The sequence below is a fragment of the Rhodococcoides sp. S146-33 genome, assembly GCF_059489205.1.
Genome location: NZ_JCAJWY010000002.1, coordinates 834,533 through 851,886, shown reverse-complemented (window position 1 = coordinate 851,886; position 17,354 = coordinate 834,533). Strand labels below are relative to the sequence as shown.

15 protein-coding genes and 1 pseudogene are annotated in these 17,354 nt (G+C 65.7%); 5 read left to right on the top strand and 11 right to left on the bottom strand.

Going from position 1 to position 17,354, the window contains the following annotated elements; all coding sequences use genetic code 11:
- Positions 1-4: 4 nt before the first annotated feature.
- The 4 genes from AC5WEY_RS12495 to AC5WEY_RS12480 form a co-directional block, all read right to left on the bottom strand.
- A complete protein-coding gene (locus AC5WEY_RS12495; protein ID WP_495646117.1) occupies positions 5-934 on the bottom strand; it encodes a lysophospholipid acyltransferase family protein in 930 nt (309 codons plus the stop codon).
- The gene (locus AC5WEY_RS12490; protein WP_495646116.1) at positions 931-1,749 is read right to left on the bottom strand and encodes a GNAT family N-acetyltransferase; all 819 of its coding nucleotides are present in this window, start codon (positions 1,747-1,749) and stop codon (positions 931-933) included. The genes AC5WEY_RS12495 and AC5WEY_RS12490 overlap by 4 nt, the downstream gene beginning before the upstream one ends.
- Positions 1,750-1,897: 148 nt before the next feature.
- A complete protein-coding gene (locus tag AC5WEY_RS12485) occupies positions 1,898-2,854 on the bottom strand; it encodes an electron transfer flavoprotein subunit alpha/FixB family protein (protein WP_057477552.1) in 957 nt (318 codons plus the stop codon).
- Between the two features lie 42 nt (positions 2,855-2,896).
- Positions 2,897-3,697 carry an electron transfer flavoprotein subunit beta/FixA family protein gene (locus AC5WEY_RS12480; protein ID WP_057477551.1) on the bottom strand — a complete coding sequence of 267 codons (801 nt, stop codon included), beginning with the start codon at positions 3,695-3,697 and terminating at the stop codon, positions 2,897-2,899.
- A 220-nt stretch (positions 3,698-3,917) separates the two neighbouring features.
- Between AC5WEY_RS12480 and AC5WEY_RS12475 the strand changes: the two genes are divergently transcribed.
- The 3 genes from AC5WEY_RS12475 to AC5WEY_RS12465 are packed head-to-tail and all read left to right on the top strand — an operon-like array spanning position 3,918 to position 7,506.
- Entirely contained in the window at positions 3,918-4,706 is a 789-nt protein-coding gene (locus AC5WEY_RS12475) for a class I SAM-dependent methyltransferase (protein ID WP_495646115.1), read from the top strand.
- A 23-nt stretch (positions 4,707-4,729) separates the two neighbouring features.
- Positions 4,730-6,262: a 1,4-alpha-glucan branching protein domain-containing protein gene (locus AC5WEY_RS12470; RefSeq protein ID WP_495646550.1), complete on the top strand. Its 1,533-nt coding sequence runs from the start codon at positions 4,730-4,732 to the stop codon at positions 6,260-6,262.
- A complete protein-coding gene (locus AC5WEY_RS12465; RefSeq protein WP_495646114.1) occupies positions 6,259-7,506 on the top strand; it encodes a glycosyltransferase family 4 protein in 1,248 nt (415 codons plus the stop codon). Before AC5WEY_RS12470 ends, AC5WEY_RS12465 begins: the two co-directional genes overlap by 4 nt.
- Positions 7,507-7,563: 57 nt before the next feature.
- Here the strand turns inward: AC5WEY_RS12465 and AC5WEY_RS12460 are convergent, their stop codons facing one another.
- Entirely contained in the window at positions 7,564-8,325 is a 762-nt protein-coding gene (locus tag AC5WEY_RS12460) for an acyltransferase (protein ID WP_495646113.1), read from the bottom strand.
- A gap of 148 nt (positions 8,326-8,473) precedes the next feature.
- On the opposite strand from AC5WEY_RS12460, the gene AC5WEY_RS12455 reads away from it, so the two are divergent.
- Positions 8,474-9,796: an outer membrane protein assembly factor BamB family protein gene (locus tag AC5WEY_RS12455; RefSeq protein WP_495646112.1), complete on the top strand. Its 1,323-nt coding sequence runs from the start codon at positions 8,474-8,476 to the stop codon at positions 9,794-9,796.
- Here the strand turns inward: AC5WEY_RS12455 and AC5WEY_RS12450 are convergent.
- From AC5WEY_RS12450 to AC5WEY_RS12430, 5 genes are read right to left on the bottom strand one after another with little or no spacing between them, the layout of a single operon-like run.
- Positions 9,784-10,956: a THUMP-like domain-containing protein gene (locus AC5WEY_RS12450; protein ID WP_495646111.1), complete on the bottom strand. Its 1,173-nt coding sequence runs from the start codon at positions 10,954-10,956 to the stop codon at positions 9,784-9,786. The genes AC5WEY_RS12455 and AC5WEY_RS12450 overlap by 13 nt on opposite strands.
- A gap of 40 nt (positions 10,957-10,996) precedes the next feature.
- On the bottom strand, positions 10,997-11,986 hold the full coding sequence (locus AC5WEY_RS12445) for a class I SAM-dependent methyltransferase (RefSeq protein WP_057477545.1): 990 nt from the start codon (positions 11,984-11,986) through the stop codon (positions 10,997-10,999).
- A gap of 58 nt (positions 11,987-12,044) precedes the next feature.
- Positions 12,045-12,824, bottom strand: coding sequence for an enoyl-CoA hydratase/isomerase family protein (locus AC5WEY_RS12440; protein ID WP_057477544.1), 780 nt, complete (start codon positions 12,822-12,824; stop codon positions 12,045-12,047).
- 26 nt (positions 12,825-12,850) lie between these two features.
- Positions 12,851-13,666 (bottom strand): NUDIX hydrolase, encoded by an 816-nt coding sequence (locus AC5WEY_RS12435; protein ID WP_495646110.1) that lies wholly within the window; start codon positions 13,664-13,666, stop codon positions 12,851-12,853.
- A gap of 50 nt (positions 13,667-13,716) precedes the next feature.
- Positions 13,717-14,559 (bottom strand): ABC transporter ATP-binding protein, encoded by an 843-nt coding sequence (locus AC5WEY_RS12430; RefSeq protein ID WP_057477763.1) that lies wholly within the window; start codon positions 14,557-14,559, stop codon positions 13,717-13,719.
- Between the two features lie 31 nt (positions 14,560-14,590).
- Between AC5WEY_RS12430 and glgX the strand changes: the two genes are divergently transcribed.
- Positions 14,591-16,756, top strand: coding sequence for a glycogen debranching protein GlgX (glgX, locus tag AC5WEY_RS12425; RefSeq protein ID WP_495646109.1), 2,166 nt, complete (start codon positions 14,591-14,593; stop codon positions 16,754-16,756).
- A gap of 11 nt (positions 16,757-16,767) precedes the next feature.
- Here the strand turns inward: glgX and yczE are convergent.
- Positions 16,768-17,349: pseudogene (yczE, locus tag AC5WEY_RS12420) on the bottom strand (membrane protein YczE); the annotation flags it as partial.
- Positions 17,350-17,354: the final 5 nt, after the last annotated feature.

Here is a 17,354-nt window from a genome sequence, read left to right as displayed (position 1 = left end):
TCGGTCAGGCTGCCGCAACCGCCGGGGCACTCGGGCTGCGCTCGGCTTCTGCCATCACCTCGTGCACCGTGGGGTCGTACACGTCCTTCCGGGGTCGTCCCGCGGGCTCCACTCCGGCGTCGCGACGAATCGCCACCTCACAGCGGCGAGCGAGGTCGCGCCGGTCGCTGCCGGGTGCCTCGGGTGCCGTGAACTCCACTTCCGCCCGCAGTCCTCCGAGTCGAAAGATCCGGCCGATGGACGCGCCGATGGTCTCGTCGCCGACGAAGCAGGTCGCCGTGGTCTGCTCTCCGGTCCCGTCGAGGTACCGCAACCGGATCGGCTGCACCCAGGTTTCGGAATCGATGGCCGCCTGCATCAACGCCGGCCGCAGCGAGCCGTAGGCCCGCCCACACCAGGTGGTGGCCTCGGGGAACACGACGACCGATCCGCCTGCTCGAACCCGCTCGGCCACCTGGTCGACGACGCCGGGCAGCTCTCGCAGCCGAGCGCGATCGATGGGGAGCACCTTCATGGCCCGCGCGAGGTGGCCGAGCAGCGGCCAGTCCACCAGGTCGGCACGCGCGACGAAGGTCGACGGCTGTACCGCGGTGAGCACCACGACGTCGGTCCAGGAGATGTGTCCCGCAACGTGCAGTGCACCGGCGGCAGTTCTGGATCTTTCCCGATCGGAGCGAGCATCGAGCACGGTCAGGTCGATACCGATGGCGAACAGCAGGGTGCGAGCACCGATCCGGGTCAGCGAACGGCGAACCCCGGGAAAGGGCACGCCGAGGACGACCAGCACCGGCAGCACTCCGAACGCAATCAATGCCAGCACGATCCGGAGGGCAAGAACGATCCGTCCCACCGTCGGCGGATTCTTGGGTAGACAGCCGTCGCTGCACGGCGACGACGGCATCCACGCGTGAGCGTGCACAACCGGTTGCGTCATCGAACACCCGACTCGAATGTCGTTGCGGCCGAGCGCAACCGATCGAGGTAGCGGGTATTGGCCTCGTGCAGCCCGAGCAACGCGACGAAATCCGCCACCCCGAAGTCGGGGTCGTGCGCCGGCTCACCGCAGATGGAGGCCCCGAGTCGGAGGTATCCGTTCATCAACGGCGGCATGGACGTTCGCTTCGCGGGTGCGATATCGACAAGGTCGACTCCGTCGACGACGACCGGAGCGTAGGGCCGAACCCGCCGATCGGGCGCCGTTGCATGCTTGTCCAACAGGCGGTCTCGGACATTGCGAACGTTGGCACCGACCGGTTCACCCGGGGCCGACTGCATGGGAACCGATACGCACCCCATCACCCACTCGTACCCCGTCACGTCGAGGTAATGCAGGATTCCCGCCCACATCAGGCCGAGGACCGACCCGGATCTGTGGTCGGGATGCACTGCAGCTCTTCCCATTTCGACGATGTTCATACCGACCGGATCGAGTGCGGAGATGTCGAATTCGGTTGCCGTGTAATAGCCGCCCGCAGCCACCGCAGCCGGTGGCGGCAACATGCGGTAACAGCCGACGAACGTGTCGGTCCACTGGTCGCGGACGAGAAGGTGATCACAGAATTCGTCGAACCGATCGGCGTCGAGGCCGTCGGGGTCGGTGGGGACAGCAAATCCCGGCTCGGACGCGAACACGTCGTGGCGCAGACGCTGCGCCGCGAGCCGGTGCTCCGGGTCGGTGGACAACACGAGTGAGTAGCGGTCGGTGGCCGGGACGATCGATGCAGTCGAGCTCATGACGGAAGTGGTCATGAGGTGTGTCTAACGAGCCAGGAAGACTACCGGGCGTCGACGGGGGAACGTGTCGGAAGAGTTTGCATGAACAAGGTTGCCCGCCTCACCGGAGAAGGCCCCCACCGTCGACGCGGTGAGGGCCTTCTCGTGGAGCAGCGACGGGTCGCTATCCCTTGTGCTTCTTGACTGCGTCGGTCAGCTGCGGCGCGACGTTGAACAGGTCGCCGACGATGCCGTAGTCGGCGATCTCGAAGATGGGAGCCTCTTCGTCCTTGTTCACTGCGACGATGGTCTTCGAGGTCTGCATTCCGGCGCGGTGCTGGATGGCTCCGGAAATGCCCAGCGCAACGTACAGCTGCGGGGAGACGGTCTTACCCGTCTGGCCCACCTGGAACTGGCCCGGGTAGTAACCGGAGTCCACGGCGGCACGCGAGGCACCCACTGCGGCACCGAGCGAATCGGCGAGCTGCTCGACAACCGAGAACTTGTCGGCACTGCCGACGCCACGTCCACCGGAGACGACGACAGTTGCCTCGGTGAGCTCCGGACGGTCGCCGCCCACGATCGGGTCACGCGAGGTGACCTTCACGGTGCCGTCTTCCTGCGCCGGCACCTCGACGGTTTCGCGAGTTCCTGCTCCGGCCTTCGGCTCGGCCTCGACTGCGCCGGGACGCAGCGAGAGGACCGGGACGTCGCCGTTGGCCTTGGCCTCGACGGTGAACGCACCACCGAAGATGGAGTAGACGGCACTGCCGTCGCCGTTGATCGCGACGACGTCGTTGTGGTAGCCCGAGCCCAGACGGGCGGCGAGGCGGCCGGCAACTTCCTTGCCCTCGATCGTCGCCGCGGTGATGATCGCCGCAGGCGAGACCGACTCGGCGAGGGACGACAGGACGTCGACCTTCGGCGTGACAAGGAAACCGTCCACGTCGTCGGACTCGGCGGCGTAGATCTTCTCGGCACCGGCTTCGGCCAGGGCGTCGGCGACCTTGTCGGTGGTGCCGACCGGGCCGGTGACGACCGCGGACGGTTCACCCAGTGCGCGTGCGGCGGTGATCAGCTCGGAGCTGACCTTCTTCAGTGTTCCCTCGACGTGCTCCACGAGCACGAGTACTTCTGCCATGACTTGCTCCTCGTTTGTCTTCGATTGCTCGGTGGGGCGGGATCAGATGATCTTCTGGCCTACGAGGTAGGTGGCGATCTTGTCGCCGCCGTCGCCCTCGTCGGTGAGCCGCTCGCCGGCAGTCTTGGGAGGCTTGGGGGTCGACGAGGTCACCGTCGTGCCGGCATTGTCGACACCCACGATGCCGTCTTCGACACCGATGTCGGCCAGCGTGATGGTCTGCACCGTCTTCTTCTTGGCGGCCATGATGCCCTTGAAGGACGGGAACCGTGGCTCGTTGATCTTCTCGGTGACGCTCACGATGGCGGGCAACGTGGCTTCGAGGCCGAAGATGCCCTCGTCTGTCTCGCGCTCGCCGGAGACCTTGCCGTCGGCGACGGTGAGCTTGCGCATCTGCGTCAGCGCCGGGATCTGCAGGTATTCGGCAATGATCGCGGGGACAGCGCCGGTCCGTCCGTCGGTGGCCTCGTTGCCGGCGATGATGAGATCGGCCGGTTCGTCGTTCTCGAATGCGACGTTGCCCAGCGCCGCAGCCAGGGCGTACCCGGTCTGGATGGCGTCGGAGCCGTGCAGGCTCGGGTCGTTGAGGTGCACTGCGCTGTCGGCACCCATCGACAGAGCCTTGCGAATTGCATCGGTGGCGCGATCGGGTCCTGCGGACAGAACCTTGACCTCACCTCCCTGAGCTTCCTTGATGAGCAGCGCCTCTTCGACGGCCCGCTCGTTGATCTCGTCGAGGACGGCGTCGGCGGCCTCGCGATCGAGGGTGTAGTCACCGTCGGTGAGCTTGCGCTCGGACCACGTGTCTGGAACCTGCTTGATCAAAACAACGATGTTCGTCATGGGTCTGCGTCGACCTCCTGGTCATGTTCTGCTGATCGTGAGTGTTCTAACGGTTCGTGCAGTTCTGGTGGTGCAGTTCTACGGCCTGAGACGAGGTTACCTCACCGTAGTTACTCATGGGTAACTTACCTTCCCGTCCGTCCGACCATACATCTGCGCTCCGACTGTTACGGAGACCACGTTGGCTTACCTCTCCCACGCCTCCACTAACCTTCCGTCGGTGAACGATTCTTCGGCTCAGGCACCGGTACCGGATCCACTCCCACTCACCGGCGAGCGAACAGTGCCGGGTATCGCCGAGGAGAACTATTGGTTCCGCCGACACGAGGTGGTCTACCGAGCCCTGGTCGAGCAGTGTCGCGACTGCACCGTACTCGAGGCAGGATCGGGAGAAGGCTACGGAGCCAACATGATTGCCGATGTTGCAACACAAGTCATCGGTCTCGACTACGACGCCTCTGCAGCCTCGCACGTGCGTGCGCGCTACCCCCGGGTGAGCATGTTGCGGGGCAACCTCGACCGCCTTCCGTTCGCCGATTCCAGCGTCGACGTCGTGGTCAACTTCCAGGTGATCGAGCATCTCTGGGACCAGGGCGCGTTCCTCGCCGAAGTGCATCGTGTTCTCAAGCCCGGCGGCACGCTCTTGATCAGCACACCCAACCGGATCACGTTCTCGCCGGGCCGCGACACACCGCTCAACCCGTTCCACACCCGCGAACTCGACGCCGCCGAGCTGACCGAACTTCTCGTCGACGCCCGCCTCGAGGTGGACCGACTCACCGGTGTCCGTCACGGCAGCACATTGGCCGCCCTCGATGCCAAACACGGTGGCTCCTTCATCGACGCACAGATCGAACGGGCTCTGGCAGGCGAGCCGTGGCCGACCGAGCTTGCCGAGGACGTCGCGGCGATCACGATCGACGACTTCGAGATCGCCGCCGACCGCATCGACGAGAGCCTCGACCTCGTGGCCGTCGCTCGGAAGAGTTCGAGTGCGGTGATCGGGTGACATCCGGCACCACCGTGCCGGGCATGTTCTCTCTGGTGCTGCACTCCCACCTTCCCTGGTTGGCCAATCACGGCAGGTGGCCCGTCGGCGAGGAATGGCTGTATCAATCCTGGGCCGACTGCTACCTCCCGCTGACCGCAGCTCTGGAACGCTTGGCCGACGACGGCCACACCGACGTGCTGTCGCTGGGAGTCACTCCGGTCCTCGCGGCCCAGCTCGACGATCCACACTGCCTGTCGGGTATGCATCATTGGCTCGGGAATTGGCAATTGCGCGCCCACGAGGCCCGCGATCGAGAACTGTCCGTTCGCGAACACCGAGGTGCCGCAGCTGCCCTCGAACAGTTCGAGACACGCTGGCGGCACGGCGGATCGGCAGTGCTTCGGCCGCTGCTCGACGCCGGGACGGTGGAGCTGCTGGGCGGCCCGCTCGCGCACCCGTTCCAACCGCTGCTTCATCCGCGTCTGCGTGAATTCTCTCTCCGAGAGGGCCTGTTGGACGCCCGCACACGCTGGGGTACCGCTCCGTCGGGCATCTGGGCACCGGAATGCGGCTTCACCCCCGGGATGGAATCCGAATACGCGGCGGCCGGGGTCTCGCACTTCATGGTCGACGGCCCCGCGATGCGCGGTGACACCTCTCTCGGCAGGCCCGTATGGGGTTCCGACGTCGTCGCGTTCGGTCGAGATCTTCCGGTCAGCTATCGCGTCTGGTCCCCGAAATCGGGTTATCCGGGCCACGGTGCCTATCGGGATTTTCACACCTACGATCACGACACAGGACTCAAACCTGCCCGAGTCACCGGCCGCACGGTCGCCTCGAACGACAAGGCCCCCTACGACCCCGAACGGGCTGCGGCAACCGTGGATCGCCACGTCGTAGACTTCGTGGAGGTGGTTCGCCGACGCCTGGTCTCGGAATCCGACCGGATCGGCCGAGACGCTCTGGTCGTGGCTGCATTCGACACCGAGCTGTTCGGTCACTGGTGGCACGAGGGTCCTCAGTGGTTGGACAAGCTCATGCGCGCACTCCCGGCCGCCGGAATCACCGTCGGAACGCTGAACGATGCGCGCGAGCAGGGGTACGTCGGTGCACCGCTGGAGCTGCAGGATTCGTCGTGGGGATCGGGCAAGGACTGGCGGGTGTGGGCAGGAAACGATGTCGCCGACCTGGTGAAGCTGAACTCCGAGGTCTCGCGAACCGCACTCGACGCCGTCGATGCCGCCCGCGAGGACCAACGCCGAAACGGTGGGCCCGAACTGCGCAATCGGGTCAGCGATCAGATACTGCGTGAGACACTGATGGCCGTGGCCAGCGACTGGGCTTTCATGGTCAGCAAGGACTCCGCCGCCGGTTATGCGCGGGAACGTGCGCACGTCCACGCGCACGCTCTGCGCGAGATCGCTGCTGCGGCCGTCGGCGGGTCGGCAACCCGGGCGACCGAACTGGCGGAGCAGTGGAACCGCGCGGACGGGTTGTTCCCCGCGTTGGACGCGCGCCGCCTACCCGGTGCGCACCGTGGCAGCGAGCTCGGATCTGCAGGGGGGCAACGATGAAGATCCTGATGGTGTCGTGGGAATACCCTCCGGTGGTGGTCGGCGGACTCGGTCGGCACGTTCATCACCTGGCGACCCAACTGGTCCGCTGCGGGCACGAGGTCGTCGTCCTGTCGCGTCGACCCACCGGAACCGACGCTGCAACCCACCCGACCTCGCATCACATCGAGGACGGCGTGCTCGTGGTTGCCGTCGCGGAGGACCCGGCTCACTTCGTCTTCGGAGAAGACATGCTCGCATGGACCCTCGCGATGGGACACGCGATGGTCCGGGCCGGTGTTGCGCTGGCGAAACCCGGACTCGGCGAGGGCTGGCAGCCCGACGTCGTCCACGCCCACGACTGGCTCGTCGCGCACCCCGCCATCGCCCTGGCCGAGTTCTACGACGTACCTCTCGTCTCGACCATCCACGCCACCGAGGCCGGACGTCACAGCGGCTGGATCTCCGGTCGGGTGAACCGTCAGGTGCATTCCGTCGAATGGTGGCTGGCGAACGACTCGGATGCGGTCATCACCTGCTCGGCGTCGATGAAAGACGAGGTGACCGCGTTGTTCGGTGTGACCGAGTCGGCGGTTTCGGTCATTCACAACGGAATCGACGGTTCCACGTGGAGCTTTCGCAGACGGGAGCCCCGATCCGAGCCCGCGAAGCTGCTCTACGTGGGTCGGCTGGAATACGAGAAGGGCATCCAGGACGCCATCGCCGCGCTCCCTCGTATCCGGCGGAGCCACCCGGGTACCACCCTGCACATCGCCGGTGAGGGAACGCAGTTCGCGTGGTTGGCCGGGCTGGCGCGCACGCACCGGGTGAGCCGCGCAGTGTCGTTTCTGGGCAACCTGGACCACACCGAATTGCTCGGTTGGCTGCACGGAGCCGACGCCATCGTCCTGCCCAGTCGATACGAACCGTTCGGCATCATCGCCCTCGAGGCCGCCGCCGCTGGCACACCGCTGGTCGCGTCCACCGCGGGCGGACTCGGCGAAGCAATCGTCGACGGTGTCACCGGCCTGTCGTTCGCGCCGGCGGACGTCGCCGGGCTGGCCGCGGCCGTGCGGAAGGTGCTCGACAACGCCGACGCCGCGCAGGAACGGGCGGTAGCGGCCAGAGAACGCCTCACCGTGGACTTCGACTGGAAACACGTTGCCGAATCGACAGCCCGGGTCTACCTGGAAGCCAAGCGCAAAGTTCGCCACCCGCTGGGCCGTCCGCATATCGTCGAACGCGCCCTCCCCGGCCGTACCTGAGCCACCCGACGTGCACGAAACTTCGTAGAGGGCTACGAAGTTCCGCTCACCTCGGTGTCAGCTCTCCCGCGCGGCCTCGGCCTGCCCGAGGGCCTTCTTGCGCGCAATGTCCTCCAGCGCAGCAACGTATTTCGCGCGGTCTGCCGCACCGGCTTCCCACGCGTCCTTCCGGTTGCGGACGACTTTTGCCGGGGCACCGACGGCGATGCTGTAATCGGGGATCTCGCCCTTGACCACGGCATGGGCACCGAGCACGCAGCCCCGGCCGATCCTGGTCTCGCGCAGAATGGTCACCTTGGCGGCGATCCAGGTGTCCGGCCCTATTCGCACCGGTCCCTTGACGATTCCCTGATCCTTGATGGGCATGTTCACATCGTCCATTCGATGATCGAAATCGCAGATGTAGCACCAGTCGGCCACCAGCGTCGAAGCACCGATCTCGATATCGAGGTAGGTGTTGACGACGTTGTCCTTGCCGAACACCACCTTGTCACCGATCCGCAGCGAACCCTCGTGACAACGAATCGCATTACCGTCGCCGATGTGTACCCAACGCCCGATCTCGAGACGCGAGAGCTCGGGGGTGGAGTGGATCTCGACGTTCTTGCCGAGGAACACCATCCCCTTGAGAATGACGTGCGGATTGGCCAGCTTGAACTTCGCCAATCGGTAGTACCGCACGAGATACCAGGGTGTGTACGCCTTGTTCGCGAGCACCCAATCGAGGGACGCACGCGTGAGGAAACGCGCCTGCTCGGTGTCGCGTCGTCTCGACCCGCGCCAGCGTGTCCGCAGCGGCGCGTTCCACATACTCGTCATGGACGATCACCCTAGTTTCTCGTTCGCCCGCCCTCTGCCGGCACCCGTCGGCGGGCTAGTGTTGCCTGTCGACTGTTGCTCGTCGGCGCAGGAGAACAGGACGCCCCGGCACCGCGTCGGGCACGAAAGAACTGATGGGGAGCGATCGATGCACGGCGGCAGTGCCCACGGCAGGACCGGCAGAAAGGTCACTGCGTTCGCTGCTGCGATTGTGCTGGTGACCCTGAGCGGCTGCAGTTCCGACACCACCGCCATCGAACCGCTCTCACCCGATTCGTGGCCTGCAGCGCACGCGAACGCGCACAACAGTGGATCGACCGCAGTATCGGTGGATTCGCCTCTCACGTTGGACTGGACCCGGCCCACCGGCGGCACCGTGAGCTCTCCGGTGTCCATCGGCTCGACGGGTCAGATGTTCGTCACGGCCGCCACCGAGTCCGGGTGCAACCTCTTCTCCTTCGAGATCGACTCCGCTCGCAAGCGTTGGTGCAACCGCGTCGGGCCTTCGGTCGTGACCGCAACGCCTACCGTCGACTCCGCGATCAACGTGTACATCGGTGACGACGGCGGCATGAACTCGTACAACGACCATGGGCAACTTCGTTGGCGGACACCGGCGTACGGGGTGCCGAAGTCCGCTCAGTTCCTCGGAGACGGGAGCCTGCTCTCGGTGACCCAGATGGGTCAGATCAGCGTTCTGGACACACAGAACGGGCAGCTTCGAGTGCCCATCCTCGACCTCGTTCCCACGCCGAACTTTCTCACCGATCCGAACTCCGATTTTCAGCCGGTCGACACCGGGCTCGACGAGTGCAGTGCAGGAGGGCCGGAATGCCTCGTCCCCGCCGCACCAGCGGTCGACGCGGCAACCGGAGCGATCTACCTCACCCTGTGGCGTCCGGGTTCGATTGCGCCGCAACTCGTCTCACTGCAGTACGACCGAGACGGCTCCCCCGGGCTGACCGAACGATGGTCCTCGGACCTGTTGCCCGCAGGAGTCGCGTCGTCTCCGGTGTTGTCCGAGGACGGGTCGACGGTCTACGTGGCCGACGTCGACGGCCGATTGACCGCATTCGACACCGCCGACGGCCGGCAGAAGTGGACCGAGGGCACCGGAATCGGCGTCGGCGCCTCCCCGTCGATCGCCTCGGACGGCACGATCGTCCCTGCGGGGGGCGACGGCACCTTGATCGGATTGCGTGACAACGGTGATTCCGTCGAGCGGAAGTGGGTGCGCGACGATATCGAACAGGCCGGAGCAGCAGCACAGTCCGCAGACGGCCGCGGCCACACCGTCGTCCGCGACGGCGACGGACTGGCGCTGATCACCTTCGACTCCGCAACCGGCGAGTCAGTGGACTCGCAGCCTGTTCCCGACGTCGTCGGCTCCACCGTCGGTACGTCGATCGGGCCGGACGGACAGGTGGTCACCGCCAGCTACCTGGGTGAGATCTTCACCTACACCGGCTGATCGATCGCGCCGGGAGCGCAGACGAAAGACACCGCGGACCGATCGATGCGCGTGATCACCACCGAGAGCGCGACGGTTCCACGAAGCTTGAGCTTGGGTCGCAATATTGCCGGATCCACGTCGACCCCGCGCACGAGAATCTCGACCGAGCCGCAGTCCATCCGATTCAGTTGCTGCCGAAGCACTTTCTCGGAAAATTTCGACTGCTCCAGAACCCGGAAGCCGCGTACCCCGGCCGGTACCGTATCGCCGGTCAGGTACGCGATTCTCGGATCGAGTTGCCACAGACCGAATCTGGCACCGTAGTGACGAACCAGGCCGGCCCTGACCACCGCCCCGTCGGGGTCGACGATGTATCGCCCCGGCGGCCGAACCGGAATGTCGTCGGATTCGGAATCGGTGATGTCCAGTGCACTGCCGTCGGATCGAAGAACTGCCGCTCGACGCCGAATGCCCCTCTCGCTGAGCCCTTCCGACCAGAGGCACGCTTCGCGCACTCCCCCGTCGAGCGAGACCACCTCGATCTCGCCGGGCCATTCGAGGGTATCGAAATCGAGACCGGGAGCACATTTGACCACCAGATCTCGGCCACGATAGGCGTCGAACAAATCCGGTAACGGAGGTTGCAGCGCTGCCGGATCATGGCGTCGCCGCCCGCCCGCTCGTCGGCCGGGATCAGCAACGACGACGGTCCCCCGCGTCGTCGGTGTCAGTGCGTCGGCCTGCAGCAGGGTTGCACCCGGGACGTTGTGTGCGGCCATCCGAAGCCGGATCGGATCCAGATCACTCCCCACCGCCAACTCGGCCGACCCGGCCAGCACCGCCAGTTCACTGCCGATGGAGCACGTCACATCGTGTACTCGACGGCCGGCCAGCCGCGCGGCACGCCTGCGCGCCACGAGCGTCGGAGTGGCTTGCTGGACGGCGTCGTCGGTCACCAGCCAATGATCGGAGCCGAACAATTTCACTCGGGCCTTGCGACGGACCGTGACGGTTTCGATCAGGGCGCTCGCGTGATCGGGGAACCGTGTGCGCACGAAAGCTGTGTCGCGCACCGAAGTTCGAGCAATCAGGTCGAGACCGTCGACCACAGCAAGAGCTCCGGCACCGGCCTCGCTTCCCAGGAAGTCGAGGTCGGTGCCGGTGAAGTCGTAGCCCACTAGCGGACTCGAAAGCGGGGTGTGCGGCGGCCCGAGCCGATCAAGCGCGAGGGGCGGGCTTGGTGCCGGTGATCATCACGTTGTAGAACAGCCCGCGCGGCACCACGTGCTGCAGCACGTTCTCGTCGACCCAGCTCAGCGTCTTCCAACCGCCGAAAGCGAACTTCGCCCAGTTCCAGCCCAGCTTCCCCGCGGGGACCGCCGCCTCGAACGTCCGCACCGGCCACCCGAGCAAGGCAGCGGCGAACTCCTCGGTGTTGGCCTGCACGCGCTCGGCACCGGCCGACAACGCGATGCTTTCCAGATCGGTGGGATCGAATGTGTGCAGGTCGACGACGGCCTCGAGCGCAGCGGCTCGCGAAGACTCGTCGAGCTCTTCCTGCGGCTTGCGCCAACTCGCCAGGAACGGCAGCTTCGTCACGCGAGTGGTCGTTTCCCAGGTGATCCGTCCGAGCCAGCGAGCGTAGAAGTTGCCGACGGTGGTGGGTTCGCCCGCGAAGACGAATCGCCCGCCGGGCTTGAGCACGCGCAACACCTCGCGCAGGGACTGCTCGACGTCTGGGATGTGATGCAGCACTGCGTGTCCGACCACCAGATCGAACGTGTTGTCGTCGTACGGAATGGTCTCGGCGTCGGCAACTCGGCCGTCCACGTCGAGACCGAGGTGCCCGGCGTTACGCAAAGCAACCTTCACCATTCCCGGAGACAGGTCGGTGACCGAGCCCTTGTTCGCAATACCCGCCTGCATCAGATTGAGCAGGAAGAAACCGGTTCCACAGCCCAATTCCAAGGCGCGGCCGTACGGCAGAGCGGCCTGCGCGTCGGCATCCCCGGAGACAGCCTGATCGAACCTTCCGCGGGCGTAGTCGATGCAGCGCTCGTCGTAGGAGATCGACCACTTGTCGTCGTAGGTCTCGGCTTCCCAGTCGTGGTAGAGCACCTGCGCCAGTTTGGTGTCCGATCGTGCTGCCTCGACCTGCTCGGCAGTGGCGTGCGGGTTCGGGGCAGGATCGTGGGGGCTTGCAGTCATCAGGCGAGCCTACTATCCAGTAGCTGTGAAACAACTCCGTCGGTTTCCGCGGGCCGGGTCACCGGCCCGTGAAGGTCGCTTTGCCCGGGCCGTCTGCCACGAAGGACTTCATCCCGATCGTGCGATCGTCGGTGGCGAACAGGGCCGCGAACTGCTGGGCCTCGATACGAAGGCCGCTGGTGAGATCGACATCGAGCCCCTGATCGATCGAGGCTTTTGCGGCAGCGAGCGCCCGCGATGCTCCCGTGGTGAACTGCTCGGCCCACGCCCGCGCAGCGTTGTACACCTCGTCGGGGGCCACCACCTCGTCCACCAAACCGATCCGCAGGGCCTCCTCCGCTCCGACGAACCGGCCGGTGAAGACCATGTCCTTGGCTCGACTCGGGCCGATCAGCCGCGCGAGTCGTTGAGTGCCGCCGCCGCCGGGAATGACACCGAGGAGCACTTCGGGGACACCGAACTTGGCGTTGTCTCCGGCAATGCGACGATCGGCACCGAGAGCGACCTCGAGTCCACCGCCCAGCGCGTATCCGGTGACCGCGGCGACCACCGGCTTGGGAATGGTACTCAGCGAGCCGAGAGCGGCCTGCAGGTCCCCAGCGATCTCCGCCATTTCCGCCGCCGACATCGCCACCATCTCTTTGATGTCGGCACCGGCCGCGAATACCTTCTCGCCGCCGTAGACGACGACCGCCTTGACGTCGGTGTTCACAGTGGCTTCTCGCGCCGCCTGGCGAATCTCTTCCTGCATCTGACGATCGAGGGCATTCATCGGCGGTCGGTCCAAGCGGATGGTGCCGATGCCGTCGGATACTTCCAGATTCACGAACTCAGCCATGGGCGGAAAGGCTACCCGGCGACGGTTCAGCGATCTGCCCAAGGATGTCGCGCTCCGGCGTAGTACGCGTCTTCCCCGTCGAAGACCACCCGGACCGCGCCATCCTCGCGGGTGAGAACAGGGAGGACCGGGATGATGTCTCGTTCGTGTTCGACGACATCGGCGACGGTGTCGAACCGAGACAGTGCGTCCAACTGGCTCCACGTCGGTGGGAGCAGGATGGTGTTTCCCTGTCGCCAATCAGCCAAGGCATCACCGGTCGAACGCCAACTGACCGACGCTGCTTCGCTGGTTTCCCCGTCCGCCTTCTGGCCTTCCGGGAGCACCGCGACGAAGAACCGAGTGTCGTACCGTCGCGCTTCGCCCACCGGTGTAATCCAATGAGACCACGGCCTGAGCAGGTCCGAGCGCAGCACCAGATCGTGGGCGGTGAGGAATTCGGCGAACGAGAGCTCGCGACGTTCGAGTCGACCTCGCTCGGCGGCGAACGGCGCAGTGTCGGCCACGATGGAATCCGATGCCGACCCGGCCAGCAGTACTCCGCACTCCTCGAACGTCTCGCGCGCCGCAGCGCACACCAACGCTTGTGCTTTGCCCTCGTCGGTTCCGAGGCGTTCGGCCCACCAGGAGGGCGGTGGGCCTGCCCACCCCACGTCAGCGGCAGCGTCCGACGGGTCCACACCGCCGCCGGGAAATACCGTCATTCCGCCCGCGAAGGCCATTCCGCCTACCCGTTCGAGAAGAAATACCTCTATCTCGGAACGGACGCGTCCGTCACGGATCAGGATGACTGTCGAGGCGTCACGTGCGGGTACGTGATCGGCAGCACTGTTCGAGCTCATGAAAGGCAACGTACCGCTGAGCAGCCCAGTGAGATCGGTCCGGTCCAGCGCTAGCGTCGGTGCGCGCCGGCAGCACGGGTGCGGCGGGCGAAGTAGCGACCGTCGACACGGTCGAGCGAGATCGACTGGCTGAACGCCTCGGTCAGGTTCTCGGCGGTGATGACATCGTCCACCAGCCCTTGGGCCACCACACCGCCTTCCTTGAGCAGCAATGCGTGACTGAAACCCGGGGGGATTTCCTCGACGTGATGGGTGATCAGCACGGTGGCAGGAGAATCAGGGTCGGCGGCGATGTCGGCAAGTCGAGCCACCAGTTCTTCGCGGCCGCCCAGGTCGAGGCCCGCCGCGGGCTCGTCGAGCAGCAGCAGTTCGGGGTCGGTCATCAGCGCACGCGCGATCAGAACCCGCTTGCGCTCGCCTTCCGAGAGGGTGCCGTAGGTGCGGGTGGCGAGGTGCTCCGCACCGAGACTTTCCAGCATCTCCACAGCGCGTTCGGTATCGACTGCGTCGTACTTCTCGCGCCAGCGCCCCAGCACGGAGTATCCCGCTGAGACCACCAGATCGGACACGAGCTCGTCGGCCGGAATGCGGTGGGCCAGCGAGGACGACGACAACCCGATCCGGGGCCGGAGTTCGGAGACGTCGGCTTTGCCCATGACCTCGCCCAGCACGTGGGCCACACCCGATGTCGGATGGATTTCGGCCGCTGCAATGCGCAGCAACGATGTCTTTCCGGCACCGTTCGGCCCGAGGACGACCCACCGTTCGTCCAGTTCCACCTTCCAGGTGACGGGCCCCACCAAGGTCACACCACCACGGCGGACGACGACGTCGGTGAAATCTACGAGCAGGTCGGGATCTGGTTCGGACACGACGCCTATCTTCCCGCACATCGACCCTGCATTCACGGCAGGATGTGCACGCGTGTCGCCCACTCACGATCTGCCCGCCGGTGCCCATCGAACAGCGGACCCGGAAACCGGCTCCAATCCACCTGGATCACCGTTCCCTCTCGGGGCCACCCCGATGTCGACTGGTACTCAATTTGCAGTCCACGCGCCCGAGGCCGATGGCATCGAGGTCTGCCTGATCGACCCGGATGGCGGCGAACGACGGCTGGAACTGACGAGCAGCACGTTCGGCGTTCGGCACGGCTTCGTTCCTGGCGTTCGACCCGGTGACCGATACGGCTTCCGCGCGTACGGCCGGTGGGATCCACACGCGGGACGTCGATTCAACGGTGCGAAAATTCTGCTGGACCCGTCCGCGCGCCAGATCAGTGGAGAATTCGGGGACCCGTCGGCTCTGTTGGCCTACGACGACGATCCGTTCGGGTTGCCCAGCACTCGCGATTCGCTCGGGCACCTCCCTCTCGCCGTGGTTCGCGCATCTCTCGCGCGCTCCGATCGACCGGCGCGCCCGTTCGTGCCCTGGGACCGCACCGTTCTCTACGAGCTGCACGTGGGATCCTTCACTGCCCGCAATCCTGCTGTCCCTCAACATCTTCGCGGCACCTACCTGGGACTCGCCCAACCCGCGGTACTCGAACATCTCGCGCGTATCGGCATCACGTCGATCGAATTGCTACCGGTCCACACCACCTTCACCGAGCCCGGTGTGCGTGCCCGCGGAATGCGGAACCACTGGGGCTACTCGACGGGGTCGTACTTCGCACCGGACCCCCGGTTCGCTGCTGTTACCGGCAACGAGGTCGACGAGTTTCGCACCATGGTCGACGCGATGCACGGCGCAGGGATCGAGGTGATCCTCGACGTCGTCTACAACCACACGTGCGAGTCCTCGGTCGACGGGCCGTCCATCAGTTGGCGCGGCCTCGACGCTCCCGGCTACTACTTGCTCGACGGCCGCGGATCGGACGTCGACCTGACCGGCTGCGGCAACACCCTCGACTCGGCATCGCCCGCGGTCATACGCATGGTGTGCGACAGTCTGCGCTACTGGGTGGACGAGATGGGCGTCGACGGATTCCGGTTCGACCTTGCCAGCACGCTCGGGCGGCCCGGTGGTTGGCGATTCGACCCCCGCGCACCGCTGCTGACCGCGATAGCCGTCGATCCCCTGCTGGCCCAGGTCAAGCTGATTGCCGAGCCGTGGGACGCCACCGGTGCCGGTTACCAGGTCGGAAACTTCGGCATGGCGTGGTCCGAATGGAACGATCGCTACCGCGACACGGTTCGAGGCTTCTGGGCAGGCCACCACGGCGTTCGTGAACTGGCATCTCGCCTGGCCGGTTCCGAGGATCTGTTCGCGGGTAGCCGCCGATTGCCGTGGGCGTCGATCAACTTCGTCACTGCACACGACGGATTCACCGCCCGCGACCTGGTGTCCTACGAACGAAAGCACAACGGAGCCAACGGGGAAGAAAACCGAGACGGCACCGACAACAACTCCTCTGTCAACCACGGTGTCGAGGGCGAGACCGACGATCCATCCGTACTCGACGCCCGTGGTCGCCACGTGCGCGCCCTGCTGGCCACGTTGACTCTCTCGACCGGTACGCCGATGCTCCTCGCCGGCGACGAACTGGGCCACACGCAGTTCGGCAACAACAACGCGTACTGCGTTCCCGAGGACGCACCGATCGAAGACGCGTGGGCAATCGATTGGAACAGCGCCGATCAGAACATGATTCGATTCGTCGGCCGATTGCTGCGCGTCCGAGCGAGTGCTCCGACGCTGCGACAGCAGGAATTCTTCACCGGCCGTGCAACGCCGACCGGCCGACCTGACCTGGTGTGGTTCGACTCTGCCGGTAGGGAATTCGACACGGATCGGTGGAACGACGACTCGGTACGCACGATCGCAGCGTGGGTCGACGGTTCCGACGTCCGGTCCTACGCCTCGGACGGCGGGCAGGTCGACGATGCGAGTTCGCTCTTGATCCTGCACTCGGGCGGACCCGCCGAGATAAAATTGGCCTGCCCGAGTTGGTCGACGTCTCGGTTCGTCCCGGTACTCGATTCGTCGTACCCGGACGGAGTACCGCCGGATACTGCTGCGCTGGAGGCAGGTTCGACGATATCGGTGACCGGCTCCACGGTGCTGGTGTTCCGTAGCGCGGGCAGGTAGGTCATGAAAAGCTGCACGAGTGGACCGACTCCGAGGGCGTAGAGCACCGTTCCGAGCCCCAGCGTGCCGCCGAGCAGCCAACCGGTGAGCACGACGGTCAACTCGATTCCGGTGCGGGTGAGCCGGATCGACCACCCGGTTCTCGCCACCAGACCGGTCATCAGACCGTCGCGTGGGCCAGGGCCCATTCCGGCACCGATGTACAGGGCTGTGGCAAAGGCGTTCAGCACGATCCCCGACACCATGGCCAGCGATCGAATCACGAGACCGTCGAGATGCGGCAACAGCGCCGACGTCGCATCCACGGCCACTGCGATCACCACGACGTTGCTCACGGTCCCCAGACCCGGACGCTGTCGCAGCGGAATCCACATCAGCAGCACGGCCACTCCGGTGAGCGCGGTGATGGTCCCGAAGCTGAGCGAGACGTGGCGTTCGAGGCCCTGGTGGAACACGTCCCAGGGATTGACACCGAGGCCACCGGCGATCATCGAGGACATGGACGCCCCGTACAGCCACAACCCGACGTAGAGAGCAACCAACCGGGACGGGAGACGACGACCGGCGACTGCGCGACGTGGTGAGGTGAACATACTCC